We start from the raw sequence: 26,684 nt of genomic DNA on the forward strand, positions 1-26,684 counted from the left end.
AGATGTGTATAAGAGACAGGGTAAGGGGGATGGGGAAGGTAAGGGAGATAGGGAGATGGGGAAGCAAGAATGGCTTGGCTTTCCCTATGACCATACTGGATGAACGGACGATTGGGGTAACGACATTGTTAATAGCTGCCTTGATTCATCCCGCTTTAATGGCGATTGTTCCCTGTTCAGTGAATATCGTGTATGCTAAGTACGGTATTCCTATCAAGTTATAGGGAATTTAATTTTTCACTGAACTGCATGACTGCTATCTCCCCCCGCTCGGCAACCCCTCAACGTCATCCCTTGGGGTGGTTAAGTCAGATCCATATCACCTGGTGGATCACGATCGTCTATTTATCCTTCATGCTGTTTCTTCCGGGTGCGGCTCTGCTGACGAAAGCGAGTACCGCCGGATGGGATGGTTTTTGGAAGGTGGCAACTAGCCCGATCGCAATCTCTGCCTATGAAGTCACTTTTGTGACGGCATTAGGCGCAGCGTTAATTAATGGCTTCTTTGGTACGTTAATTGCCTGGGTGCTGCTTCGCTATGACTTTCCATTTAAACGCATCATTGATGCGGCGGTTGATCTGCCCTTTGCCTTACCCACAGCGGTCGCAGGTCTGACTCTCGCCACGGTTTACAGCGAGAATGGTTGGATCGGTTCTCTGTTTGCCCCCTTTGGCATTAAGCTGGCGTTTACCCGGACTGGGGTCGCGATCGCGATGCTGTTCATTTCTCTCCCGTTTGTGGTTCGCACAGTGCAACCTGTTTTAGGAGAGATGGAGCGAGATGTGGAAGAAGCGGCCTGGTCGTTAGGGGCATCCAAATTCCAAACGTTTTGGCGGGTGGTGCTGCCGCCTTTAATGCCACCGGTGCTGACCGGAGTTGCTTTGGGATTTGCCCGCGCCGTGGGTGAATTTGGGTCTACTGTGATCATTGCGTCGAATACCCCCTTCGTAGACTTGATTGCTCCGGTGCTGGTGTTTCAACGCCTGGAACAATACGACTACGCCGGGGCAACGGTGATTGGGTTGGTGTTATTGCTCCTGTCTTTGTTGATCTTGGTAGGCATTAATCTTTTACAAGCGTGGGGACGACGGTATGGCTAACGCAGAACCTATTTCTCGATCGGTGACTTCATCAACCAGTCCAGCTAAATCGCGGGATTGGGTCAAGATTGGGTTGATTTCTGTAGCGATCGGTTATCTGGGGCTAGTGCTATTTATCCCCGCGATTAATGTGTTTGTGCAAGCCTTTAAGAAGGGTTTGACTCCCCTGTTATCGAATATAAGTCAGCCGGTATTTTTACATGCGGTGCAGTTAACCCTGATCTGTGCCTTGATTGCTGTTCCCCTGAATACCATTTTTGGGCTATGTGCCGCCTGGGCAATTACGCGGCATCAGTTTCCGGGGCGTGCCTTTGTCGTGAGTGTGTTGGATGTGCCATTTGCCATTTCGCCGGTCGTGGCTGGCTTAATGCTGGTGCTCTTGTATGGGCGCAATGGTTGGTTCGGTGGGTTTCTGCAAGCGCATGATATCAAAGTGATCTTTGCCTTACCAGGGATGATTTTAGCGACTGCCTTTATCACACTGCCCTTTGTCGCTCGTGAAGTCATTCCAGTGCTAGAAGAAGTAGGGACGGATCAGGAAGAGGCGGCGAGAACGCTGGGCGCAAAAGATTGGCAGGTGTTTTGGCGGGTGACGATTCCCAATATTCGCTGGGCGTTGTTATATGGCGTGATCCTGACGAATGCGCGGGCAATGGGAGAATTCGGAGCGGTGGCGGTTGTGTCTGGCAACATTATCGGGAAAACTCAAACCCTGCCCTTATATGTGGAGGAGGCGTACAAGCAGTATGAAACGGAAGCAGCCTTCTCTGCGGCGGTGTTGCTGGCATTGTTGGCGGTAGTGACGCTGGTGCTAAAGGAACTGTTGGAACGGAAAACCAGAATTAAAGAGGTTCAGGAGGATTGATATGGCAATTCGCGATCGCTACAATCTCTCAGCCGATGCTGAAGCTACCCGATCGGACGACCGATTAACTCAAGCCCGAATTCGGATTCGGATTCCCAAAAACTACCAGGAGGAACCAGTGATTTCGCGGCTGGTGTCCCATCACGGGGTAACTGTTAACATTGCGGCGGCTCTGTTGGGAGCGAATGCCAGAGATGATGGTTGGTTCGATTTGGAACTTCGAGGCAATCAGGAGCAGATCCGCAGTGCCCTACTCTATATGAATGAATTAGATTTAGAGATTTGGTCGGACACCTCTGGGAATCAACTAGATGGGTGGTAAACCGGAAGTCGTCTACCCATCAATTCGGTGCAAAAAATACGGTGTTTGGAGAGATCCAGACACCGTTATTGCTAAGCGATTTCAGCCCTGTACCGACCCAGGGTTGAGGATTTAAGCCATATTATTTTCGATCGCCCACCGGGCTAATTCCGTCCGGTTGTGAAGTCCAGTTTTGCCGAGCATATTGCTGACATGACTCTCGATCGTGCGCTGACTGACATTCAGTTCCTCAGCAATCTCTCGGTTTGCCATACCTCGGGCGACAAACTGCACTACTTTAAGTTCCGTTGGAGTTAGCTCAACATCAAACGGTACCTGAATCTTCGGAGCTGCATCCGGCGCTCTACCGGGACGTTCAGCAATGCGTGCCGCCTGCTTCAGCGACGACTCGACCTGAGCAACCAACTCCTCTGGCTCAAAGGGCTTCACCATATAAACATCGGCACCGGTGTTTAACCCTTTGACCCGATCTTGGCTTTGCCCCTTAGCAGACAGAAACAGAACTGGAATCCAACTCGTCCGTGGATCTTCCCGCACATGTCTGACCAAAGAATAGCCATCCATTTCTGGCATCATGACATCGCAGATGATCATATCTGGAATGTCGCTCTCCAATACCTCCAACGCCTCTCGACCATTTTCTGCGGTGACGACTTCATAGCCCCGGAACTCCAGGTAGTCTTTAACCAATAGGATCAAGTTAGGGTCGTCATCAATAAGCAGAAGTCGTCTGTGATTTCCTACGCTGGTTTCCTTCATCCTGTGCTACTCGCTTCTTCCTGGGTTCTAATGCTTGAGTATCAATAGAGTCTGCGGAGAAACTCTCAAAATACTTAACATGCTGTTTGGTCTGCACCTGCTTGTTAGATCAGCGCTTACCTTAAGCCTCTGAAACATATTTTAGGTAGCCTCCGAGTAATCGCTGAAATCTAAATAAATCTAAATACTAGTAACCATGCAGATTTAAGGCTACTCTCTCTTGTGATATTATATGCCACTTCTAAAGAGATAGAATTCCATTCAGGTTGCTAGATTCGCCCTTACACAAACTAAAGGCACAACCAACAGGAGTTGAAACCGCCCGATCGCAATCAAGAGCATGGACTAGAGGATGCTGGTATTTTTGTCCTGCGACTTAAGTCTTAAAAAAATCTCAACCGTTCGATCGCAATTTTAACTTTAAGGAATCGAATGTAGATTTTAGGATGATTTTTAACAAAACCCGCATCAAAGAACCGATCAAAACCTCCCCCTCGGGGGGATAGGTCAGCTATTTCGATAAGATTTGTGGATGGTGATGACCTCTATCTAAACTTGTATTGATTAAGGTTCAGGCACTATTGAACTCTCAGGTAAGGGATGAATCAGAAAGGCATATTCCTGCACGATTTGATTACCAATCAAATGTTCTTGAATAATCCGCTCAATCACGGGAGGTGTGGCACTGTGATACCAAACTCCATCCGGATAAACAACCAAAATCGGTCCTTGCAGGCAAACTCGTAAACAGTTCGCCTTAGTCCGAAAGACACATTCTGGACGGGTGACAGTCGGTTGATCAAGCTGCAACTCTTTTAACCGATCTTTGAGATAGTCCCAGGCGGCTAAACTAACCTCTTTTGAGCAGCACTTGGGTTTTGTTTGATCTGCACATAGGAACAAATGTCGCTGGATTTTGGGCAATGCTAGCGCTTGCACACAGGTTTCCAGATGGGCACAGGGGGACGATTCAGCAGCCATATTAAAACTTGAGGCGTTGACGATAGTTCGCAACGGATTGCACCAGTCCGATCGCGAGAAAGTTCATCAGCAAAGCCGAGTTGCCATAACTCAGCCAGGGTAAGGGAATTCCAGTAACCGGAGACAAACCGATCGTCATGCCAATATTCACGACGACCTGGAACACAATCATGGACAGAATTCCGATCGCCAGCAGCGACCCGAAGCTTTCCTTAGCATTTTGAGCAATGATCACCAGCCGAAAACAAACGAGCCAAAATGCCAGTAACACTAAAATACAACCGACAAATCCTAACTCCTCCCCGATCGCCGTAAAAATGAAGTCAGTGTGCTGTTCAGGAATAAAGTTCAATTGGGTTTGCGTTCCTTTATGGAGTCCTCGTCCCCAAATTTCCCCGGCTCCGATCGCAATCCGTGACTGAATCAGGTGATAGCCGCCGCCTAAGGGATCCTGATCAGGGTTGAGAAACATGGTCAACCGTTGTTTCTGGTAGGGTTTTAGGAGTTCCCAGAGCAGATGTCCTAAGCCAGCAGAAATTAAATTGACGACCACCACTGCCATTGTCCCCAAGCGATACCAGGGCAAACTCCGCCAGGCGATAAACCCAACAAAGGCAATCCAGGCAAACCAGGCAGGCAGGTAGGCATTGAGCAAAATGGCTGAAATGAATGGAGACAGCAGAATCAGCAACCACCCTGGATTGGCATTGCCCCAGTACAACATTCCTAGCGTGATGGCTCCAAATACTAATGATGTCCCCAGGTTGGGCTCTAGAAACACAAATAACCAGGGAACGGCTGTAATTGCTAAGGTTTTGAGGGCCGCAGGAATAGTGGAGGCAGGGCGTTCGTGCAAGAGGGAGGCGATCGTAATGATAATCCCCAACTTGGCATATTCCGAAGGCTGGATATAAAAACCACCGACCCCAATCCAGCGTTGGGCACCCAGTTCTTCAGTTCCCAAAATCATCACGGCAAGTAGCGCCACGTTGGTAATGCCATAAATCACCCAGCGCCATTGCAGCAATTGTTCGTAGCGAGAACGGGCAACCAGTAAAGCCAGGAGCAACCCCACTCCGCCGGTGACCCAGTGACGTGTCCAGTCGGTTAACCCCTGGTTCATTTCCACGCTGCGGATCATGACACCACCCATAATTGTCAAGCCGATCGGCAGGATAAATAGCAACCAATCGACGTTTTGCCAGGGTTGAACGAAGGATCGCCAGCGAATTTGACTAAAGGAGCGTTGCAGCATTCGTTAGGAAAAAGTTGATGTGAGGGGGTCAGGGGTGAATTGTGATTAGGGTTACGGAAATAGGCATTCCCAACGTCAGGCTGCTGACTCGGGAAGCGATGGCTTGTGCATCTTAGCAAAGTGCTTCTGATCTACCTCTCACAGGTTAGTACCATCTATCCGGCTAATGCTGCCACAGATACTCTAGCAGCAATTTGCTGAGCGATGGCAACGAGGGCTTGCGCCGAGGCGGATCCAGGCGACTCTAGAACGATCGGTAAGCCGCGATCGCCCCCTTCCCGCAGGGGAATTTCTAGAGGCACACAGCCTAACAAAGGAATTTGTAACTCCTGAGCCGTTTTTTCGCCGCCTTGAGAGCCAAAAATGTCATAACGGCGATCGGGTAGATCGGGAGGAATAAAGTAGCTCATATTCTCCACAATACCCAGAACCGGAACCCCTAACTGCTGGAACATTTTTAAGCCCCGGCGCGAATCTAACAGGGCGACCGTTTGGGGAGTGGTGACAATCACGGCTCCTGCCATTGGCACCGCTTGTGCCAGGGTTAATTGGGCATCACCCGTACCGGGGGGCATATCGACCAGCAAATAATCTAATTCGCCCCACTGCACCTGATAGAGAAATTGCCGAATAATTCCATTCAACATTGGTCCCCGCCAGATCACCGGCTGATCTTTGTCGATCAAAAAGCCCATGGAAACCAGCTTTACCCCATGATTAAAGGCGGGAGATAGAATTTCTCCCTGTGCCCCCTGTTGCACCGTCACCTGAGCATCCGCCAGCCCTAACATGGTAGGGGTATTCGGGCCGTAAATGTCAGCATCAATCAGCCCCACTTTCGCTCCAGCCTGGGCTAACGCGACCGCCACATTTACCGCCACGGTGCTTTTACCCACACCGCCCTTACCACTGGAAATGGCCAGAATATTTTTTACCCCATCAATCCCGGCGCGATCGGGTAACGACTTTTGTTGCGGGGTTTCGGCAGTGACATCCACGGCGATCGTTTTTACCCCAGGGAGGGTTTTGACGGCTCGTTCACAGTCCTCGACAATGAATTGGCGCAGAGGGCAAGCGGGGGTGGTCAACACTAAGGTGAAACTCACATTGCCATCATCTACCTTGACATTGCGGATCATATTCAGATCGACCAAACTCTTGCGAAGTTCAGGATCTTCCACAGGTTTTAACACCTCAAGAATGGCACTGGGACTCAGTGTATCGAGCATGTTTCCTCTTAGACCAGGCAGTTAGGGTAATAAAGTGTAACATGCTGATCTTACCGCTAGCCGGTGAGTCCCAGACCCTTCTGACTGTTTTTGCCAGTGGTCACAGGTCGATCGTGGCTTGTACCATGTCTTCGCCCAGAACCCGATGAATCTGGAAGCCCAGTTTTTCACACACCCGTTGCATGCCCCGATTTTCGCTGAGAATATCGGCAATAATGCGGCGAATCGGTTTCTGACTATTGGTGTTCTCCTCCCGGGCAATATGAAGGAGTCGTCGCAATAGCTCGCTGCCGATGCCCTGATCCTGGTAGCGATCGCTGACTAACATGGCAAATTCCGCCTCATCCGTTCCCTGGATCTTGGTTAACCGAGCCACGGCAAGAATCTCATGCTGCCTGGTTGCGGGATGCTGATGATCGACCACCAGGGCAATGCCGCGATCGTAGTCAATAAAGCAAATCCGGGTCAGCCGTTCGTGGGTAATCCGATGGCTGAGTTTGACTAAATGGGCATAACGCAGATAAATGCTTTCCTCAGACAGCGATTGATGAAATTGCACCATCAGCGGCTCGTCTTCGGGACGAATGGGGCGAATCTTGACGGGAGTGCCATCCTTTAAAGTCCAGGGCACCACATATTGGGTGGGATAGGGACGAATCGCCAGTTGCGGTAGTTGCTCCAATTGGGTGTCTGGATCGTGTAAGACCACCCGAGCATCCAGGGCAATCAATTGTTCGGGGGAAGCCAACATGGGATTAATGTCAATTTCCTTGATCCAGCGCTGCTCGACGACTAACTGGCTAAATTGCACCATCAGTTGTTCCAGCTCTGCCAGATCGATCGGCTTGCGTCCCCGCACTCCTTTCAGGGCTTTATAAATACGGGTTTGCTCCATCATCCGGCGAGCCAGCGTTGTATTCAGCGGAGGGAGGGCTAAGGCGCGATCTTGATAGACTTCGACCAGTTGCCCACCGGAACCGAACAGCAACACTGGACCGAACTGAGGGTCAAGGCTGCTGCCAATAATTAATTCGTAACCATCGGTGCGAACCATGGGTTGGACAGTGACACCGAGAAAGGCGGGAGGGGCGGATGGGGCAGCATGTTTTTCCACCCAATATTGCACGTTGTCAGCGATCGTCGCGAAGGCTCGACGGACAGCATCCGGATCCATCAGGTTCAGTTGGACACCCCCCACATCGGTTTTATGGGTAATGGTTTCCGACAGGAGCTTCAGCACAACTGGATAGCCGATCGTGGCGGCATGGTCTACCGCTTCGGCGGCGGTTCTGGCAATTAACGTGCCAACGGTGGGAATGCCATAAGCAGCAAGCAAGTGTTTTGATTCTGCTTCAGTCAGCAGTGTCCGACCGGCTGCCCGAGCGGTTTGGATAATCTGGTGAACTACAGCGCGATCGGGATCGAGGGTATCGGAGTTGGCGGGTAATACGGGCGTTTCGTAAATGCCGCGCAGGTTGTAGCTGTAGCGCCACATGTAGTTAAACAACCGCGCCGCCGTATCGGGATAGGGGAAAGTAGGAATGCTGGCTTGATTGAGAATCTGCGTCCCCATTGCCACATCTGCACCGCCCATCCAACTGGCAAGAATCGGTTTGCCCAGATTAGTGTAGGGTTGCAGTTTCTCCGCCGTTTGGGTCGGATCGGTCATGGCCTGGGGTGTCAAAATCACCAGGAGTCCATCACTATTGGGATCTTTGGCGGCGATTTCCAGCGCTTTGGCATAGCGATCGGGGTCGGCATCGCCCAACACATCGATCGGGTTATTGTGACTCCAGTGGGTCGGTAGCAGTTGATTCAGTGCCTCATAGGTATCTGGAGATAATTCGGTCAGCTTACCCTGTTCCAGACTTAAGGCATCGGTAGCGATTACACCGGGACCGCCAGCATTGGTCAGAATGGTCAGGCGGGGCCCCTGGGGACGGGGTTGTTTGGCTAGAACTTCCGCCATGTAGAACAGGTAGGAAATATTGTTAACCCGTAATACGCCCGATCGCCGGAATGCCGCATCAAGAACGGCATCGCTTCCCGCCAGAGTGCCCGTGTGGGAGGCTGCCGCCTTAGCTGCTGCTTCGGTATGTCCGGCTTTCATCACAATAATCGGTTTGGTCAGGGCGACCTCTCGGGCGGCAGAAAGGAACGATCGCGCATCGCCGATCGACTCCATGTAAATCACAATACTTTGGGTCTGGGGATCGTCGCCCAGGTAGTAGATCAGATCGCCCCAGTTGACATCGAGCATGGAGCCGATCGAGACAAAGGCACTAAACCCGACATTTTCTCGCAAGCTCCAATCCAGAATGGCGGTACAGAGGGCACCACTCTGACTGATAAAGCCAATCTTGCCCGGTTTTGCCATGCCATTGCCGAAGGAGGCATTCAATCCCGACAGAGGACTCATCACGCCCAGACAGTTGGGCCCAATAATCCGCATGTTGCCGCGTTGTGCCTGCGCCAGGATTTGGTGTTCTAGTTCTACACCACTGGTACCAATTTCCTTAAATCCCGCTGAAATGATGATGGCACTTTTGACACCGACATCGGCACATTCGCCAATCACACCGGGAACTGTAGCCGCCGGGGTGACAACGATCGCTAAATCTACGGGTTCCGGTACCGCCGCGATCGTGGGGTAGGCTTTGATCCCCAGGACACTATGGCGTTGGGGATTAACTGGAAACACCGTACCGCCGAACGGATGGCTGATCAGATTCCATAACACCGTTCGACCAACGCTACCGACGCGTTCGGTGGCTCCAATCACCGCGACGGTTTTGGGGGCAAAGATGGCATCTAAGGGATGCGGCTTATATTGCCAGATGGCACTAGCCGGGTCGGCTGTTGGGCAAACAGAGGGTTGCATCATATTTAGCATCATGAGTTCTCCAGTGAGTTCTCCAAACAGTGGAATGGGGAGATGGGCTTGCCCCCACCTCCCCTTTTCCTTCTAGCGGACTGTCGAGCCATGTTTGACGGGGAACAGCATTGAGAAGATTGATTGGTACCGAGGTTGCCAACCTGGGGTCGAGTAGAATTTGTCCAGAACCACTCTACTTACTGGTGGTCAATTCCCGGGGTTGGGCAGGAGTTGCCTCTACAGCATGACCGTGATACGCCTGAATAAACATCTCCTTCAGGTCTTGGATTAGCGGATAACGAGGGTTAGCTCCAGTACATTGATCGTCAAAGGCCTGATCTGCCAGTTGTTCTAACTTGCTATAGAACAGGGTTTCCTGTCCATTTAGGCAGGCTTGAATGGTCGGTGGAATCTCCACTTGCCGTTTGAGGTTTTCGATCGTGGCAATTAAGCGATCGACCTTCTCATCTATAGAATTCCCTCCCAAGGCAAGGTGATCCGCAATCCGAGCGTAACGATCTTTGACGTTGGGATATTTGTACTGCGGGAAGATGGCTTGTTTGTACGGCGCATCGGTAGCGTTGTAGCGAATCACATGGGAAATCATCAGGGCATTGGCAAGTCCGTGGGGAATATGAAACACTGCCCCTAACTGATGTGCCATCGAGTGACAGATGCCGAGGAAGGCATTGGCAAAGGCTAATCCCGCGATCGTCGCCGCGTAATGCACTTTCTCCCTGGCTTTGAGGTTATTGGCATCCTGATAGGAGAGCGGTAGATATTTCACCAGTAAGCGGATCGCTTCTAGCGCCAAGCCGTTAGTGAAATCGGTCGCCAGAACGGAAACATACGCCTCTAACGCATGGGTTAAGGCATCAATGCCACCATACGCCACTAACTTCTGGGGCATTCCTAACACCAATTCGGGATCGACGATCGCCATATTCGGTGTTAGCGCATAATCCGCCAATGGATATTTCACTCCCGTTTCTTCATCCGTGACCACCGCAAATGGCGTGACTTCTGAACCTGTGCCCGAAGTTGTAGGAATAGCTACCAAAATCGCTTTTTCCCCCAACGGTGGCAGGTCATACACCCGTTTGCGAATGTCCATAAACCGCATGGCTAACCCTTCAAATTCAATCTCGGGATGCTCATACATCAGCCACATGACTTTGGCGGCATCCATCGGTGAACCACCACCGATCGCAATAATCACATCGGGTTCGTAGTTGTTGATTAACTCTAAGCCACGCTGAACGGTAGACAGTTTGGGATCGGGTTCGACATCATAAAACACATCATGACGGATTTCTAATTCATCCAGAATCGTGGTTAGTTTATCGACCATGCCCAGTTCGTACAGGGGTTTGTCAGTGATGATGAAGGCTCGCTTCTTGCCGACCAAATCTTTGAGGGCGATCGGTAACGCACCGTACTTGAAGTAGATTTTGGGCGGAATTCGGAACCACTGCATGTTTTCCCGCCGTTCCGTCACCGTCTTAATGTTGAGCAGGTTTTGCGGCCCTACGTTACCGGAAATTGAGTTACCGCCCCAAGTGCCACACCCCAGGGTCAGCGATGGATCGAGTTTGAAGTTATACAGATCCCCGATCGCCCCTTGCGATGATGGCGTGTTAATCAGCACTCGGGCAGTTTCCAAAACTCCCTTAAATTGAGCAATGCGATCGTAGTTCGTGGCTCCGGTATACAGCACTGAGGTATGTCCCCGACCGCCAAATTCAATCAATTGTTGCGCTTTGTGGGTAGCATCAGCAAAGTCGGTTGCCCGATACATTGCCAGAACTGGAGACAACTTTTCGTAGGCAAAGGGTTCAGTCGTGTCGATCGCCGTTACTTCCCCAATCAAGACTTTCACAGGAATGTTTGTCCCATTCGGGGTACTCAGATCCAAGCCCGCGAGTTCGGCGATTGTTAATGCCGATTGACCCACAATTTCAGCATTCAGTCGTCCCTGCTTCAGAATCACCTCAGCAACTTGTTGCCGTTCTGTGGGTGACAGGAAGTACGCTCCCCGATCGCTGAATTCTTGCTTGACGCGATCGTACACCGCATCCACCACCACGACCGACTGTTCCGAGGCACAAATCATGCCGTTGTCGAAGGTTTTACTCAGCAGAATCGAACTGACTGCCATCGGAATATGAGCCGTTTCATCAATCACGGCAGGGGTATTTCCAGCACCTACGCCTAAGGATGGGCGACCCGACGAGTAAGCCGCTTTGACCATGCCGGGCCCACCCGTTGCCAAAATCAACTTAACATCGGGATGTTGCATTAATGCCTGCGACAATTCCACCGTGGGTTCATCAATCCAACCAATAATGTGTTCTGGCGCTCCGGCGGCTACGGCAGCATCCAGAATAATTTTGGCAGCGGCGATCGTGCAGTGTTTAGCTCTGGGGTGCGGCGAAAAGATAATCGCGTTCCGCGTTTTAAGGGTGATTAATGCCTTGAAAATTACCGTCGAAGTTGGGTTGGTGGTCGGAATAATTCCAGCGAGAATCCCCACGGGTTCCGCCACTTTTTGAATCCCAAAGGAACGGTCTTCTTCAATCACGCCACAGGTCTTTTCAGTCCGATATTTGTTGTAGACTTCCTCCGAGGCAAAGTGATTTTTAATCACCTTATCTTCGACAATCCCCATACCCGTTTCAGCAACGGCTAATTTTGCTAAGGGAATGCGATCGGTGTTAGCCGCTAATGCCGCTTTTTTGAAAATGCGGTCTACTTGCTCTTGAGAATAGGTAGCAAAGGTGGCTTGAGCGGCTTTAACTTTCTGGATCAGTGCTTCCAGTTCTTGAATGTTCGTAACTTGCATACAATACTTTTCCTCTGATGTTTTCTGGGAGGGTAAAGTCCCAGATGGGCTGTCATGATTTAACGTAAATAAGAGTTGAAGTGGATTCAGTTAAGCGGGGCAAACTATTAGCCATGCGGCTGGTGTTAAGCTGCGATCGTGGTAATTCCGCGTTGCTGAAAAATTTCGACTACGGTTTGAATTTGGGCGGGTGTGGGAATAGCTGTGTCATACAGATGGTATTCATATCCCAGTTGCTCCCACTTGTATTCCCCCATTTTGTGAAAGGGTAAAACTTCCACCCGTTCTACATTGGTGAAAGGGGCAATAAAGTTGGCTAACCCTTCCACATTCGATCGGTCATCCGTTAGACCGGGGACTAAGACAAAGCGAATCCAGGTTGGTTTATGAATTTGATCCAGGTACTTCGCTAACTCTAAGGTTGGTTCGATCGAAACCCCTGTCACCTTTGTGTAAATTTCGGGATCAAAGGATTTGATATCCAGTAACACTAAATCAACCTGATCCAATACTGATTTTGCTGTGTCCAGATTGACAAATCCGGATGTATCTAACGCCGTATGGATGCCTAATAATTTGCAGCGATGAAAAATTTCTCGAACAAATTCTGGCTGCATTAAAGGTTCTCCACCACTGATCGTGACTCCTCCAGGCGGATTCAAATAAGCGGCATAGGTCTGAATCTCAGTAATCAGTTGTCCCACTTCAATAACATTGCCTTCGGTTGCCTGCCGACAGTCTGGATTGTGGCAGTAGAGGCAGTGTAATGGACAACCTTGAGTAAAGATAACAAAGCGAATTCCAGGACCATCAACGGTACCGCAGGTTTCGATCGAATGAATGCGACCCGTTACGGCGGTGGTCGGGAGATTTAGGGTGGGACTTAACATGCCTCTCGTTTCCTCTAGGGCTGTGGTTGCAACCCTTTGACCTTCACATTTCGAGTTATAGACAAAGACTATGAGGAAGTTGTGAAGGGAGGAGAGGGGGGAGAGAGGAAAAGATGAGGAGATGGAGAGGATAGGAAAGATGAATGACTTGTTGTAACTCAATGTGAAGTGATCGTTACATGAATGGCGAGATACTATGCAGAAATTGCATCTAGAGTCAGCAGAATCATCATTAAACGGGGTCTATCTTAAGATGGAAAAATTGTATCGATCGTCACGATTCAGCCTTCATTGATATCCCGTTTTGGCGGACAGGATTACTTCAGTTTAAATAATTAAAATAATATTAAAAACTCAGAGATCCTGAATGTCAGGAGGATTAGGTAATTTCCACTCCTGCGGATCAGCAACCCTGAGTTCGGTAATTTCTGGGATAGGGATGATCTGATGCCAAACTAGGCTGGGCTAAGCTCTTTGACGTTGTTCTGCAAGGAAGGAGCGATCGCACTCATCAGATCATTTGCACCAACTAATTCTGTTAAATTTGGCATCTTTTGCCAGCACCCTGAGCAAAACCAGTAAATTTCCCGATGACGAATGTGGCGAATGAGAGGGGTTGAGCAGCAAGGGCAATTGTTCATAGTAGATTTACGGTTTTGTTAATTTGATTACTATTTGAAAAACTCACGGTTCTTTATTAGAAAATAAAGCAAAACTTCTAATAAAAGGTAGATTAGATATAAAACTTGAGAAATACATTTTTTAATAAAAACAGTAGTGACTAATACAGTTTTCCAATAGTTTTAATTCAAATCTGTCTTGAGATAGTTACCTATGTTGTTTGGTAATCAGCGCTACATTTCCCAAGGTAGGGTGACTATTCCTGCGGATTGATCTAGACCGAATAAAAGTTACCAGCAGATAGATCCACTGCTATTGTTGGTCTTTCCGGAGTCAGCGATCGCCGATGCTTAAGACATGTCAATTCAAGATCTGAGCAAATTTGTCTGCATGGCATCACTAGCGCTACAGCTAAACAGCTAGCGATCGAAAAAGCTGCCAGCGCAGTTCTGGCTCCCAGCATGGCAAGACTTGTTATCTCTACTGCTAGATCTCCGGTTGATCAGATAGAGCAGAGGCCTGGTTGACTGACAAATTCTTTCCCCTCATCCCTAAATCCCTTCTCCCACAAGGGGCGAAGGGACTTCAAACAAAATTGTTGGATCGAAAGCCCTTCGCCCGCTCTGGGAGAGGGGTTGGGGTGAGGGCGGTTTGAGTTTTGTCAGTCAATCAGGAGCAGAGGCTCACCTCGATCGTTGCATCAGCACTATCAATAGCTAGAAACTGCCCTGCTTAGCGAGAAGATAGCTGCGAGCCAGGCGTTTAATCGGGGTATCCACATAGACTTGAGGGCAGGGAAATGGTTTAGCGCCAAAACTTTCTTTAAACGCTTTGACTCCTTGTAGACCTGCACTGGGATTAAAATCAAACCAGTCATATCCCTGTTCACAGGCCGCTCGAATCATTTCTAACATCATGAGATTCACAGGTCGTAGCTCGAAATATTGTTCTAAAGCGCAACCATGCCAATAGATCACATGATGTTTGGAGTAAAAACATAGTGCCCCACAGACAATTTTATCGTCATAGACGGCAACCCATAATTTCACATTGGGAGAATTCAGTTGTTGGATGATCTCGAAGAGTTCCCAAGAGTAACCACTAGAACTATGCCAGCGTTCTAAAGACGATTGGTAAACTTGATAATACTCTTGCCAGTCTTCGCGCGTTTGAACTACTTTGACTGAAACACCAGCCTTACTAGCTTTTTTGGCTTTACGTACTGTTGAACTTTGACTTTTGAAGAGGGTGTTAAACCCTGGCTTCAAATCGAGTGTATGCGTTTCATCAGGAATAAAAACAGGTTGACCAAGCTTTAGTAAAGTTGAGAGCGCTTTAGTAAAATTTTGATCTGCTGCGTTAATTAAGCAACAATTATACTCGTCTTGAATCTGGATTTTAGAAAGTAATTCATCGTAAGGATTGATCCGCCAAGATAAATTGCCATTTAACTGATAGAGTAAAAAATTAGTCAGTAGCTTTGCATGTTCTAGATTCAGGTCATCCCCGGATATCCAGCCACCAAATGTCCCCTCCATAGCGGAAGTATATGTGTTCATCAAGCCTTTAGCGCGTTCACGAAAGGCGAGGGGAAGTAAGGCTTTCTTGTGATCAGAGAACTGGATAATTTTAGGTTCTGGCTGTGTTGTTTCATGAGTAAACCTTTGCCAAATCTCAATCCATTCTCTAGAGTGAAAATAAGTGGCGTAATGACATTGGTGCCAAATACTATCCCATTCTGCAAAAGTGGCAGGATATACTTTTTCAATGGAAATCATTTTCGATGTTTATTTAATATCTGAAAAACCTTCCTTAATTTGGCTCACTGGTAATTAGATGTCAATGACTTATCTCACCATTTAGATGATGTTATTGAATAGTAAATATGAAGAAACTAAGAACTAACACCAGCAGTTAGATTTTATGGGCTGTTTCCTGACTGCTTGAGTAATTGAGATAGGAATGTAAGGGTGGTCAACGCTTTATCGACAGCCCAAACTATCGCGGGTACTGACTCCCGTAGTGGAATTAATCCCATCGGCTCGTTTACACAGTTGGGTGGTGGTGTAGCGATCGACAATGGCATCTGTAAAATCGGCTCCGGTAATGATGGCTTCGTCCAAGATGCTATTGGATACGGTTGATTCAGTCAGGATGGCGTTAGATAGATCGGCTTTGTAGAAGGTAACGCGATCGATCAAGGCTCCAGTCAAGTTAGCGCCTCGCAGATTGGCACCTAAGAGATTACCTTTAGTCAGAATCGCATTCTTGAGGTTGGCACCACTAAAATTAGCCTCTCGCATTTCAGCCGCGACAAATACCCCACCCTCAAGGTCAAGGTTGGAGAAATCACGTTGTTCTAGATGGGTGTTGCTGTAGTTAATGGTTTTCTCCTGTGCCCAGGCGGGGGTTGCGCCTAAAAGCACCCATACCCAGGCAAGCACGATCGCACAGAAGACGATGACCAACCGAACCAGAAGAGAACGTAGCGTTTGGGTGACAGACATGGGACGCAGACTCAATACATCGCTTTTTTACCAATACTCTTAAATCTTACTAATTCCTCCCAGGACGATAAAAGCCCCTCCCGGTTGATCCTTGTGTTAAGCCAGTTCCCTACCGGGTAAGACGAAATCCGCGATCGGAGAAACAGGTTAGCTGGAAACCCTGTTCGGCTCAGGCATGAAAGAAATTGAGCAAAAATACTCAGCACCTCTTGACGATCGCAGATACAAGTGTTTAGAATTGTTGCAACAGGTTAAATTTTGTAACAAAACCAAAGGAGTCCTTGACATGTTTGCACCAATCGTTGTTTTAGTTCGTGACTGGATGGGTAAACCGAAGTTCAACCAGATCCGGGGAAAAGCGATCGCGCTGCACTGCCAAACCATTACTAACTTCTGTAACCGCTTCGGGATGGATAGCACTCGTCGCCAAAGTCTGATCCGGTTAGCCAAGGACAATGGGAAAAAGCTCGGTCTGCTGGCATAGTGGTTGAGATGAACGAGTGACGGTGAGGATAGATTGTGGGACAGTATGAACGCCTAGTCTTGATGGCAGAGGACGAACTGACGCAATACAGTACCGATGCCCGCAAGATTGAGAAATTACGGCAAAAGATTGGGTTATCTGTTTCGGCGGCTGAACAAAAACAAGTGAAAACTGCCTTAGAAGCAGAATTACCCCAATCAGGCTTGAGCAAATTAGTGGAAGATCAACGTCAGGCGATCGCCCTGCCCTTCTGGGGCATTGCTGGACTGGGACTATTATTTGGCATTTCATTTTCGCAACCGATCGATTTTGTGGCGACGGTGATTGGCGCGATCGTTGCCTTTAGAATTCAAAAATGGGGCTGGCAATTACAGGCAAAACGTCTGGTACTCCAAACTCTGAATGATATTGAGGATCGAGTTCGTCATCCCGATCGACCTTAGAGCCGACCTGAATGGCGTTGAAAATAGGGTTGAGCCGCCCCCTAACCCCCAATTCTGGGGGAACAAGACCTTCGTACTCAAAAAACTAGAGAAGTTTAGGCGTTAAGCAGTGCTTGACAGAGTTGGCGGAAGTGATCGCCGCGTTGCTCAAAGTTTTGATATTGATCAAAGCTGGCACAGGCAGGGGATAACAAGACGACCGAGGCATTCGTTTGCTTGGCTAATTCTGGCGATCGTTGGACAGCCCGTTCCATTGTTTCGACGATTTCGTAATTCGAGTAGCCCGACTCTTGCAGCCGTTGGGCAAAACTGGGAGCGGCATCCCCAATCAGGAGCACAGCCGCTGCTTTCTCCCGGATCGTGTTAATCCAGAGGGCATCATCGCCAATTTTGGCTTCTCCTCCCGCAATTAGAATCGCCGGACTGTTGACCGACGCTAAGCCCACTTGAGCGGCATCATAGTTTGTCGCCTTACTGTCATTGATGTAATCGACTCCCTGCCAGGTGCAGATATGCTCCAACCGATGCGGCACACCGGGGAACGAGGCAATGGCTTGGGCGATCGCGGCTTTATCAATTCCGGCTAATCGCGCGGCGGCAACTGCCATCAACAAGTTTTGCTGGTTATGGCGACCGGGCATCTTCAGCAGGTTGGCAGGCAGAATTAATTCCTGTGTGGTTCTGACCCAGGCATCTTCGATGTAAACGCCCAATTCAGGGTTGCCAATCAACTCGGCTTTGCCTTTGACGCTAGTCCAGCACGCCTCTGCCCGGGCAGGAGCCGCTAATAACTTGCCGACATTCCGCAAATAGGGATCATCGCCGTTAAATACCTGATACTGCGCCTGAGTCAGTAAATGGGCTTTGATGTTGTAGTAGCGCTCCAGGGTTTTATGGCGGCTGAGATGGTCTGGGGTAAAGGTTGTCCAAACAGCAATTTTAGGCGCAACGGTAGGCGAAGCTTCAATTTGATAGCTACTCAGTTCCGCGATCGCCCAATCAGGTTTCTGGGCTAACAATGCTACTTCACAGGCAGCGTAGCCAATATTGCCAAAGGCGGGAGCATCTAATCCAGCGGCTTGAAAGATGGCAGCAATCAGGGCTGTGGTAGTGGTTTTGCCATTTGTGCCGGTCACTGTCACCCAGGGGATGTCTTGCAGATGTCGCCAGGCCAGTTCCATCTCGCCGATCGTTTCAATGCCCAGCGATCGGGCTTGCTGTAAACCGGGAATATCCCAGGGCACACCGGGACTGACAACGATCAATTTCGGTGAGTCCAATTCTGGGTTAAAGGCATCCCCCAACTCCACCCGAATGCCGTCTGCGGTCAGTTCTTGCTGTTGTCGTTGCAGGTCAGCGGAATTCCCCCGATCGCTAACTGTCACCTGCCACCCTTCCCGCTTTAGCAGACGCGCCGCTGCCACTCCCGATTTACCCAAACCAATCACGCACGCTTTCATAGATTTCGATGCCAGCCTAACTCTTTACGATCGCGCCAAAGTCTGCCAGCAACCGCGCATGATTGCGTAGCACTCCCAATAGATTTAACCGATTTCGCTTAATGTCGGGATCGGGGTCCATCACCAGGACACTCTCTGCCCCATCAAAAAACTGGCTGACAGTGGGAGCAATTTGGCTAAGAGCCGCGACCAGTTTTTGATAATCCTGTTGTCCCTGCATTTGCTGATGCAATTGTCCGAGAGCATCATAAAACGCTTGCTCAGAAGATTTTTGGAACAGTTTGGGTTTGACGACCTTCGTTGGATCAAGTTGTTCGGTATCTAAATCGCCCTGAGCGGCTAAGCGAGAAGCTCGGTTGACTGTCTCATAAATGGTTGCCAATCTGCCATCATCCCGAATCGCTTGCAGGAACAACGCTCGATCGCGGACATCGATCGGATTGACTAAGGCGCGTTCGGTATACTCTGGGTCGTTCTCACCTAAAACAGCGTTAACCAGGTCATAGTCAATCTGGCGATCGTCTTGTAATAAGGTGCGAATCCGTTGTAGGAAGAACTCGCGCAATTGCTGTTGTAGTTCTGCCAAACTGGATTTCATGACCTGAGCAAAGGCTTGAGCAAAATCACTCGTTACTTGCTGCAAGATGGCTTCTAAGTTCAGCGATAGATCGGCTGACCAGAGAATATTGACGATCGCGGTTGCCGCCCGACGCAAAGCAAACGGATCGGAAGAACCCGAAGGAATCATGCCTAAGCCAAAAATGCTGACCAGGGTATCCAGGCGATCGGCCAGTCCTACGACTTGACCGGGCAGCGTTTCCGGTAAGCGATCACCAGCGCCACGCGGTAAGTAATGTTCAAAAATCGCATTGGCAACAGCAGCAGATTCGCCACTGGTGAGGGCATATTTCTGTCCCATCACGCCCTGAAGTTCCGGGAACTCACCGACCATTTGGGTGACGAGATCGGCTTTACATAACAGGGCGGCTCGTTGGATGTCCTGAGGTTTTTTGATCTGGAGTTGGGTGGCGATTTGCGTCGCAATCTGGACAATCCGATCGACCTTGGCTCGCACCGAACCCAAACTTTCCTGAAAGGTGACGGTTTCCAGTTTGGGGAGAAAACTTTCTAACGGAGTGGCGCGATCGGCATCGAAAAAGAATTTGCCATCCGAGAGTCTGGCTCGAATCACCCGTTCATTTCCGGCGGCAATAATGTCAGATTTGGCTGGATCACCATTCGATGCCGTGATGAAGTGCGGCAATAATTGATCCGAGTTGGCTTGCTGCAACACCGGGAAGTAGCGCTGATGGCTTTCCATTTCCGTCACGATCACTTCCGATGGTAGCTCCAGAAATTCAGCGTCGAACTTACCCACGACCGCCGTCGGATACTCCACCAGGTTGGTGACTTCCCGCAGTAGATCGGGATTGATAACGGCTACCCCTCCCAACTCACTCGCAGCAGTTTTGACCTGTTGTTCAATTAAGGCTTGCCGCTTGTCTACATTCACCTGCACAAACGCCGCATCTAACGTTTTGACATATTCCTCGGCATGGGGAATTGTGATCGGTTGGGGATGTAATACCCGATGTCCTTGGGAATAGCGATCGCTGCGGCAACTTTGGGAGGCATTCACCAGTTCTAGTGGTAACACCTCACTATCCAGCAGGGTCACAAGCCAGCGAATCGGGCGGGGAAACCGCAGATCCCCTTCTGCCCAGCGCATGAAGCGTTTGCCTTCCAGTCCGGTGATCCACTGGGGAATCAGGGTTTTCAGGATTTCGGTGGTGGGTTGTCCAACGATCGTTTTCCGAACGAAGACAAATTCTCCCTTCTCAGTGGGGCGAATTTCTAACGCGGATATGTCTACCCCTTGCTTTTGGGCAAAACCGGCCGCGGCTTTCGTCGGCTGACCATCCTTAAATGCCGCTTGGGCAGGTGGTCCTTTCACCTCTTCTTCCTGATCCGGTTGGCGATCGGGCAGCCCCCAAATCAGCACAGCCAGGCGACGGGGAGTGCCGTAAAATTCAATTTCTTCGGGAGTCAGGTAATGCTCGGTCAAACTTTGGGGAATCCGCGATCGCCACTGGGTCAGCGCTTCATCCACAAAATTGGCGGGCAATTCCTCCGTCCCCACTTCTAATAAAAACGTCGCCATAACTCTGCCAGGGTTTATCCAATTTCATCAGTGTACCTGCTGACTGGGTTTTCCGAGTAGGTTTTGTCGCTGGAGGGCAAACAAACCAGCTCATTGTCAGGAGATGGCATAAAAAAATAGTAGAGCCGTATAATCACAGCTCTACTAAAGCCCAGCAAAGGCGTTGCTGAATGCAAGTATGAATTGCCCTCATCCCCAACCCTTCTCCCTGAGGAGAAGGGAGCTAGACTCTTTGTTCCCTCTCCCACGGGCTACGGTGTACACACAAGTCGAGCCGGACTTCGTTTGAGTTCTCTGCGCCCCCTAAATCCCCCAATTCTGGGGGACTTTGAATCCTGAGTTCCCCCCAGAATTGGGGGGCTAGGGGGGCAAAATGCAGGATCTTGAGGTCGTTGAGGAGATTTGTGTACACCGTAGCTCCCACGGGAGAGAGCTAGGGTGTAGCTTGCTTCCCGCAGGGTGGGCAGATCTGGCGATTCAGCAATGCTCTAGAAAATCTCACTGAGTTATTTTTTTGCTGAACCCGAAACTAATTCTTCAGATGGCAGTTCTGCTAAAACATCCAGATTAGGAGTCAGAAATTCTGACAATTCTGGAATTTCCGGCAGGTCTGGCAACCCTTTCTCAGGCTCAGTCGGCTCTTCTGCGGTCGATCGCCGTTTATGGAAGCGAAAGCCGATAAAGATATCGTAGATAACGCCCAAGAAATCCTGTTCGGACTGGAGGATGCCCAGGCATTGCGGCGACCCTTTTTGATCCAGCAATGGCTTCATGGCGTGATAGACCGGGCGATAGTTATACCAGGGAATTGAGGGCCATAGATGATGGATCAGATGGTAATTCTGCCCCATGATTAGCCAGTTGAGAATATTACTGGGATACACTCGGGCGTTTTTCCAGCGATTTCGCTCCTGAAAGGGTCGATGTGGCAGGTAATCAAAAAATAATCCCAATGCCAAGCCGACCAGTGCCAGCGGCACAAACCAGAAGTTGTAGATATACCCGATGAACCCAAAGTGGTAGGCGCACACCAGCACAACGGCTAGCAGCGATCGGGCAATAATCCATTCCCCTAATTCAAATTTGCGCCAGAGCCGACGCTTAAAGAAGTAGACTTCGTGGTAGAGAAACCGGGCGTTAATGAACCAGAGCGGCCCCATTGTGGACACCACATGATCGGGATCATTGTCTGGGTCATTCACATGGGCATGATGCTGCATGTGAACCCGCGTAAATACAGGGAAGGAAAAACAGAGCATTAAAGCGCTGCCATGCCCCAACATGGCATTTACAATTCGATTCCGGTGCGCGACGTTGTGACAGGCATCGTGGATCACAGTTCCGACCATGTGCAATGCCAGCACATTGAGGCTGAAGCAGCACCAGTTATACCAATGCCAGTGAAAGTAGCCAATGGTCGATAGGGTTGCTATCGCCACGGCTGACAGAAACATGATCAACGTGGGATTGAAGTCACCGGGTGGGCCCATCAATTCCCTTGGCACCGTCAGGGGCTTTACTGCCTCCGACATTGACGTCTACTCCTTTCAACCACCATCGCGTAGTATACGATACGTCTTGCCCCCAAATAAAGTTTTGTGAAATATGCTCACACAGCTTAAATTTGGGTTGTTTAGCTCAAAGAAGGCTGAAACTACCATCAGCAGTTTACTAGAGCCTGGTCTTTTTTGAGCAACCATTCAGTTGTTCTAGTTCGGATCTACCCCTAATTGTAAACTTAAACCAACAAATGTTTACTTATATAAAGCAGGGAACTAGGACATTGAGAAGTCCGTCTAACTATGAACCAGACCGCGCGAATTGTCAAAATTTCGATCAATCATGATGAGAGAAATTGTTTAGGCGATCGAGGTTACTCCTGGTGAAAGGTTTGGTGGCTGTGCCCTGCCTCTAATGCGGGGCGCATTTTTAATCAAGAAATTTACTCAACTAAATAATTTGACAACCTTGGCTGTATCAACTCCTACCGAACTGGCGATCGCAATCCATGTAAGGTCACTTCAGGTTTGGTTTGTGATCCTCATAACAGTTTGGTTACATGCGGTTAGAACAGCTACAAGCGTTTTTGGCTGTGGCGGAAACAGGTAGTTTTCAGAAAGCGGCACACAAATGTGGAGTGACCCAGTCAGCAATCAGTCGGCAGATCCAGGGATTGGAAACTGACCTGGGGGTATCTTTATTTCATCGATCGACGCAAGCCAAACTGACGGTAGCCGGTGAGCGATTATTTCCCCGAGCTAAAAAAATCTGCCATGAGTGGCAAACCGCGACTCAAGAACTGAGTGATTTAATGGCAGGCAAACAGCCAGAACTCTGTGTTGCCGCGATTCACTCGATCTGTGCTTACCATTTGCCCCCGATTTTGCAACAGTTTTGTCGCGATTATCCGGATGTGCAATTGCGGGTGACGGCATTGGGCAGCGATCGCTCGCTGAAAGTGCTGAAGGATGGCTTAGTCGATGTGGCGATCGTTATGAATAATCGCTTTCTCACGACCAGTCCCGATATGGTGGTGCAGGTGTTATACGATGAACCGATTAAGCTGTTAGTCGCTGCCAAACATCCTCTCGCCGTGTATGACGCTGTGCCCTGGAGTGAATTGGTGAAATATCCGCAAGTGGTATTTAAAGATGGGTATGGGATGCAGCGAATTGTGCAGGAACGATTTGAACGTCAGGGTGTGCCTCTCCGAGCCGCGCTGGAACTGAATACGCCGGATGCTTTCCGAGGGGTAGTGCGGCAAGGAGAATTAATTGCCCTATTACCGGAAGCCGCTTTAGTTGAAGCCTATCCTGATCCAACGTTGGCAGTGCGTCCGATCGTCAATGATGCCATCACATCAACCAGTCCTTTGTTTGATCCACCTTTAACTCGGCAGGTGGTGATGGTGACGACGCGCGATCGCTTACAAATTCCGCCAATTCAACACTTTTTTAATTTAGTCGTAGAGCAACTACCATCCCAGGTCTACCAACATCCCTTACCCCCCGTTTGTGTAGATAGCTGATTAGGTTGTTATTTATAGTGCAACAACGATCGGTCTATTCACCTTAAGCAACGCCTGATGCAAAAAAAAATTACCGAAACAGTGAATTTTTGATATTATGCCGAATCATTCTGCCTATCCACCCCGAATTGGGATCTTAGGCGGAAATTTTCAGTCTATTCATTGTTAGACTTCTCGGTTACGGGCGTGGAGAGTGTTTTTAAGATTACTCAGTGGGGTTCAGAGTTATGATGAACTCCGGTTCCAGCAGTTCACAGTAAACGGAAATGGATGTAAAGACGGTAGATTACGATCGCTTTCGGGATGATTTAGAAGGTGCAATCAATTCAGTCATCCAAAGAATTGTGGGTGATAATTTGTATAATTGGGATGAAGACTACATCACTCAAGACTTGTTGCTTGAATATCGTCGGCGATTTAAAAATATCGAATTAAAGATAGCGAAGAAAACAATACAAGTAGACTCAAACGCATATAAATTGAGGAAAAAGTTGTCAGCCGAGGAGAAATTTGGCGACATTGCTCTAGTTGTAAAAATCCAGTATTCTGATCACGCTGTAGAAGGCGTAGCTTTTCTAGAAGCAAAAAAACGGACAGAAAAAAGCCGTAGTTTCAGTGCTATTAAGGACGAACAGTTAACAAGAATTTATAAAAATGCACCACATGCTCAGTTACTGCTGTATGACTATGAAAGTATTCACGGCGATGATGATTATAAGTTGCAGAAACTGCGCGGTATCAAGTCAAGTGGGTCACTACACGCTGTTACTTTGCCTATGAATATAGCAATCAGTTCTGGTTTGAAAAATACAAAGCTCTACAGATTTTCACATCCTTTATCGCATCAAATCTTGACTAGATATTTTCGTGGTTTAGATCTAGATTTTCAACAAGAAGCTCTTGACATTGCAAAGGGATATAACCAGGAAATAGGCTCACCTCAGTTCTTGCTTGTTGTATCTGTTACACCATCTCATGGGTTTCAAAGCAACGTTAATCAAATTGCCGATCAACGTAGTCCTAACGATAACTTCTTTGAAGAGTTATAGTTGGCGAAGTCTAATAATCCGCCTGCACCTGACCGTTTGGAGTCTTTTCGTTGAGTTCGAGAGGTTGTCTGCAGCGGGTGAGGCGGAACGTTATCTTCTTCGGGAAATTTGAAGGTGTGATGCAAGGTTCTTTGAACGATCGCGGCGATGTCTCCCCAATTGACTGAAATTAGTTAGCCAATGACCTGTTTGTTTGCGGAAAATACTGAAATGAGAAAGCAAACTCCAGTTTGAGAAAGCAAATGGTCAATTTGCTTGCGGAAAACACCAAAATGAGACAGTCGATCGCCTGTTGACTTACTCAAAACCTTAAAATGAGTTAGCAAATAGGCAAAATGAGTTAGCCAAATGCCTATTTGTTTATAGAAAACACAAAAACAGAAAGCAAACAGGCATTTTCTTAATTGAAATTGTTGCAAGCTAGAAGCGATCGCGGTGTCGTGTGGTGCGATTTGGGTTCGAGCGAAGATTCAGAACATTTTTAATTTTTCTACTCCTTCAGCTGACGTGTCAAGATTTGTCAGAGTTCATTGATGTAGTTTTGAGCGATAGCTACGATGATTACGGTTCTGTCGTAATGGGGCAAGACTTCACGGCTGGCTATTGGAATAGACAATTTCATTTAAGTTAATGGTTGAACGTTTTGTAAAGAGCCGAATGTCTAACGATCGCGTTGCACCGGAACATTAAAATCTTCGGTTTGTTGTAAAGATTATCTGCATCCGGTGAGCGCGGACGTTAGCTGTCATTTTCGAGGTTCCATTGGGTTACGAAGTACACATCACACATAAGAATAATTGGTTCGCAGATGATAGTTTGACCATTTCACTCAATGAATGGCTCCAGTATGTTTTGAGTGACCCAGAAATGCGGACAGATGGTTATGCTGAAGCACCTATATCTGATGGCTCAACGCTACGCATAGATGATTCTAGTATTGCTGTGTGGACAGCTTATTCTGGTCATGAAGTTAATGGAAATATGGTATGGTTCAATCATTTTGAAGATCGAGTAACTGTCAAGAATCCTGACGAAGAAATTCTCGTCAAAATGCATCAAATTGCATCGGCGCTTGGTGCGAAAGTACAAGGAGATGATGGGAAAAGTATGGGGCAGATGGCAAGCCGTATGTAGATGTTAGTTAGACTTGCTCAGACGGCTAGCTGTTAGCTCTTGCAGCAAGCATTGGTTCTACCCTTTAACTGCCTCTTGCTGGGTTAAGTGATAATGGAGTAATGTTGCGCTCTTGGGAGTTTATAGCTGTGACTGAATTACTCGAAGCAGCGATCGCCCGACTGAAGACTTTGCCGACCGACAAGCAGGATGCGATCGCAACCTTAATTTTGGAAGAAATCGAAGAAGAGCAACGGTGGGACGAATCCTTTGCCCGCTCCCCCAACTTACTGGCTCAGTTGGCAGCCGAAGCAATGGCAGAACATCGGGCAGGTAAAACTCAAGAATTAGACCCAGAAACATTGTGAAGTCTCGCACCACGGCTCGGTTCCGAGAACTATTTGCGGATCTTCCAGAATTAATTCAAGAGCAGACTCGCAAAGCGTATCGGCAATTCAAACAAGACCCAAGCTACCCAAGTCTGCGATTCAAGAAAGTTCATCCAAAGTTGCCTATTTATTCTGCACGCATCAACAAAGACTATCGTGCTGTTGGTCAATTAGAAGATGACACGGTGATCTGGTTCTGGGTTGGTTCTCATGCAGAATATGATCTGCTGCTTGACCAGTTTTAGAAACGCCAGCTAACATAGTCCCTGAGGCGGACGGAGTCAATAGAGAATCAAAGTGCAATATTCGA

At 48.7% G+C, this 26,684-nt stretch carries 22 protein-coding genes; 10 read left to right on the plus strand and 12 right to left on the minus strand.

Features of this window, described 5'->3' with window-relative positions; all coding sequences use genetic code 11:
- Window positions 1–249 precede the first annotated feature (249 nt).
- Genes cysT through ACN4EK_RS29180 form a run of 3 tightly spaced genes read left to right on the plus strand, consistent with a single transcriptional unit; the run spans window position 250 to window position 2,288 of the window.
- Window positions 250–1,101, plus strand: coding sequence for a sulfate ABC transporter permease subunit CysT (gene cysT, locus ACN4EK_RS29170; RefSeq protein WP_431661947.1), 852 nt, complete (start codon window positions 250–252; stop codon window positions 1,099–1,101).
- The gene (gene cysW / locus ACN4EK_RS29175) at window positions 1,094–1,966 is read left to right on the plus strand and encodes a sulfate ABC transporter permease subunit CysW (RefSeq protein WP_431661948.1); all 873 of its coding nucleotides are present in this window, start codon (window positions 1,094–1,096) and stop codon (window positions 1,964–1,966) included. The genes cysT and cysW overlap by 8 nt, the downstream gene beginning before the upstream one ends.
- A 1-nt stretch (window position 1,967) precedes the next feature.
- The gene (locus ACN4EK_RS29180) at window positions 1,968–2,288 is read left to right on the plus strand and encodes an NIL domain-containing protein (RefSeq protein ID WP_431661949.1); all 321 of its coding nucleotides are present in this window, start codon (window positions 1,968–1,970) and stop codon (window positions 2,286–2,288) included.
- 111 nt (window positions 2,289–2,399) lie between these two features.
- Here the strand turns inward: ACN4EK_RS29180 and ACN4EK_RS29185 are convergent, their stop codons facing one another.
- From ACN4EK_RS29185 to ACN4EK_RS29225, 9 genes are all read right to left on the minus strand, one after another.
- On the minus strand, window positions 2,400–3,047 hold the full coding sequence (locus ACN4EK_RS29185) for a response regulator transcription factor (protein ID WP_431661950.1): 648 nt from the start codon (window positions 3,045–3,047) through the stop codon (window positions 2,400–2,402).
- Window positions 3,048–3,611: 564 nt separating this feature from the next.
- Window positions 3,612–4,028 (minus strand): (2Fe-2S) ferredoxin domain-containing protein, encoded by a 417-nt coding sequence (locus tag ACN4EK_RS29190; RefSeq protein ID WP_431661951.1) that lies wholly within the window; start codon window positions 4,026–4,028, stop codon window positions 3,612–3,614.
- Between the two features lies 1 nt (window position 4,029).
- Complete coding sequence (gene rodA, locus ACN4EK_RS29195) at window positions 4,030–5,283, minus strand: rod shape-determining protein RodA (RefSeq protein WP_431661952.1); 1,254 nt, start codon at window positions 5,281–5,283, stop codon at window positions 4,030–4,032.
- A gap of 155 nt (window positions 5,284–5,438) precedes the next feature.
- Window positions 5,439–6,512 (minus strand): Mrp/NBP35 family ATP-binding protein, encoded by a 1,074-nt coding sequence (locus tag ACN4EK_RS29200; RefSeq protein ID WP_431661953.1) that lies wholly within the window; start codon window positions 6,510–6,512, stop codon window positions 5,439–5,441.
- Window positions 6,513–6,612: 100 nt separating this feature from the next.
- Window positions 6,613–9,396: a bifunctional acetate--CoA ligase family protein/GNAT family N-acetyltransferase gene (locus tag ACN4EK_RS29205; protein WP_431661954.1), complete on the minus strand. Its 2,784-nt coding sequence runs from the start codon at window positions 9,394–9,396 to the stop codon at window positions 6,613–6,615.
- Between the two features lie 184 nt (window positions 9,397–9,580).
- A complete protein-coding gene (gene adhE, locus ACN4EK_RS29210; protein WP_431661955.1) occupies window positions 9,581–12,229 on the minus strand; it encodes a bifunctional acetaldehyde-CoA/alcohol dehydrogenase in 2,649 nt (882 codons plus the stop codon).
- 125 nt (window positions 12,230–12,354) lie between these two features.
- On the minus strand, window positions 12,355–13,119 hold the full coding sequence (gene pflA / locus ACN4EK_RS29215; RefSeq protein ID WP_431661956.1) for a pyruvate formate-lyase-activating protein: 765 nt from the start codon (window positions 13,117–13,119) through the stop codon (window positions 12,355–12,357).
- Window positions 13,120–14,456: 1,337 nt separating this feature from the next.
- Window positions 14,457–15,518: a lipid II:glycine glycyltransferase FemX gene (locus ACN4EK_RS29220; protein ID WP_431661957.1), complete on the minus strand. Its 1,062-nt coding sequence runs from the start codon at window positions 15,516–15,518 to the stop codon at window positions 14,457–14,459.
- 204 nt (window positions 15,519–15,722) lie between these two features.
- Window positions 15,723–16,247, minus strand: a complete 525-nt coding sequence (locus ACN4EK_RS29225) for a pentapeptide repeat-containing protein (RefSeq protein WP_431661958.1) — start codon at window positions 16,245–16,247, stop codon at window positions 15,723–15,725.
- Window positions 16,248–16,533: 286 nt separating this feature from the next.
- Between ACN4EK_RS29225 and pgr5 the strand changes: the two genes are divergently transcribed.
- Together pgr5 and ACN4EK_RS29235 are read left to right on the plus strand one after the other, a co-directional pair.
- Window positions 16,534–16,731 (plus strand): cyclic electron transport protein PGR5, encoded by a 198-nt coding sequence (gene pgr5, locus ACN4EK_RS29230; RefSeq protein ID WP_431661959.1) that lies wholly within the window; start codon window positions 16,534–16,536, stop codon window positions 16,729–16,731.
- Window positions 16,732–16,766: 35 nt separating this feature from the next.
- The gene (locus tag ACN4EK_RS29235) at window positions 16,767–17,174 is read left to right on the plus strand and encodes a hypothetical protein (protein WP_431661960.1); all 408 of its coding nucleotides are present in this window, start codon (window positions 16,767–16,769) and stop codon (window positions 17,172–17,174) included.
- 95 nt (window positions 17,175–17,269) lie between these two features.
- Here ACN4EK_RS29235 and murD read toward each other — a convergent pair whose 3' ends face one another.
- The 3 genes from murD to crtR all read right to left on the minus strand — a co-directional run bounded on the left by murD (window position 17,270) and on the right by crtR (window position 22,327).
- The gene (gene murD / locus ACN4EK_RS29240; RefSeq protein WP_431661961.1) at window positions 17,270–18,634 is read right to left on the minus strand and encodes a UDP-N-acetylmuramoyl-L-alanine--D-glutamate ligase; all 1,365 of its coding nucleotides are present in this window, start codon (window positions 18,632–18,634) and stop codon (window positions 17,270–17,272) included.
- Between the two features lie 16 nt (window positions 18,635–18,650).
- Entirely contained in the window at window positions 18,651–20,795 is a 2,145-nt protein-coding gene (glyS, locus tag ACN4EK_RS29245; protein WP_431661962.1) for a glycine--tRNA ligase subunit beta, read from the minus strand.
- A 506-nt stretch (window positions 20,796–21,301) separates the two neighbouring features.
- Window positions 21,302–22,327 (minus strand): beta-carotene hydroxylase, encoded by a 1,026-nt coding sequence (gene crtR, locus ACN4EK_RS29250; RefSeq protein WP_431661963.1) that lies wholly within the window; start codon window positions 22,325–22,327, stop codon window positions 21,302–21,304.
- Window positions 22,328–22,854: 527 nt separating this feature from the next.
- Between crtR and ACN4EK_RS29255 the strand changes: the two genes are divergently transcribed.
- The 5 genes from ACN4EK_RS29255 (at window position 22,855) to ACN4EK_RS29275 (ending at window position 26,619) form a co-directional block, all read left to right on the plus strand.
- Window positions 22,855–23,823 carry a LysR family transcriptional regulator gene (locus tag ACN4EK_RS29255; protein ID WP_431661964.1) on the plus strand — a complete coding sequence of 323 codons (969 nt, stop codon included), beginning with the start codon at window positions 22,855–22,857 and terminating at the stop codon, window positions 23,821–23,823.
- 266 nt (window positions 23,824–24,089) lie between these two features.
- Entirely contained in the window at window positions 24,090–24,872 is a 783-nt protein-coding gene (locus ACN4EK_RS29260; protein WP_431661965.1) for a hypothetical protein, read from the plus strand.
- Window positions 24,873–25,688: 816 nt separating this feature from the next.
- Window positions 25,689–26,006, plus strand: coding sequence for a hypothetical protein (locus ACN4EK_RS29265; RefSeq protein WP_431661966.1), 318 nt, complete (start codon window positions 25,689–25,691; stop codon window positions 26,004–26,006).
- Between the two features lie 128 nt (window positions 26,007–26,134).
- On the plus strand, window positions 26,135–26,353 hold the full coding sequence (locus tag ACN4EK_RS29270) for a hypothetical protein (protein WP_431661967.1): 219 nt from the start codon (window positions 26,135–26,137) through the stop codon (window positions 26,351–26,353).
- Window positions 26,350–26,619: a ParE family toxin-like protein gene (locus ACN4EK_RS29275; RefSeq protein WP_431661968.1), complete on the plus strand. Its 270-nt coding sequence runs from the start codon at window positions 26,350–26,352 to the stop codon at window positions 26,617–26,619. Before ACN4EK_RS29270 ends, ACN4EK_RS29275 begins: the two co-directional genes overlap by 4 nt.
- Window positions 26,620–26,684 lie beyond the last annotated feature (65 nt).

This window comes from Pantanalinema rosaneae CENA516, from assembly GCF_050753385.1.
In the GTDB taxonomy this organism is placed as follows: Bacteria; Cyanobacteriota; Cyanobacteriia; order Leptolyngbyales; family Leptolyngbyaceae; genus Pantanalinema; species Pantanalinema rosaneae.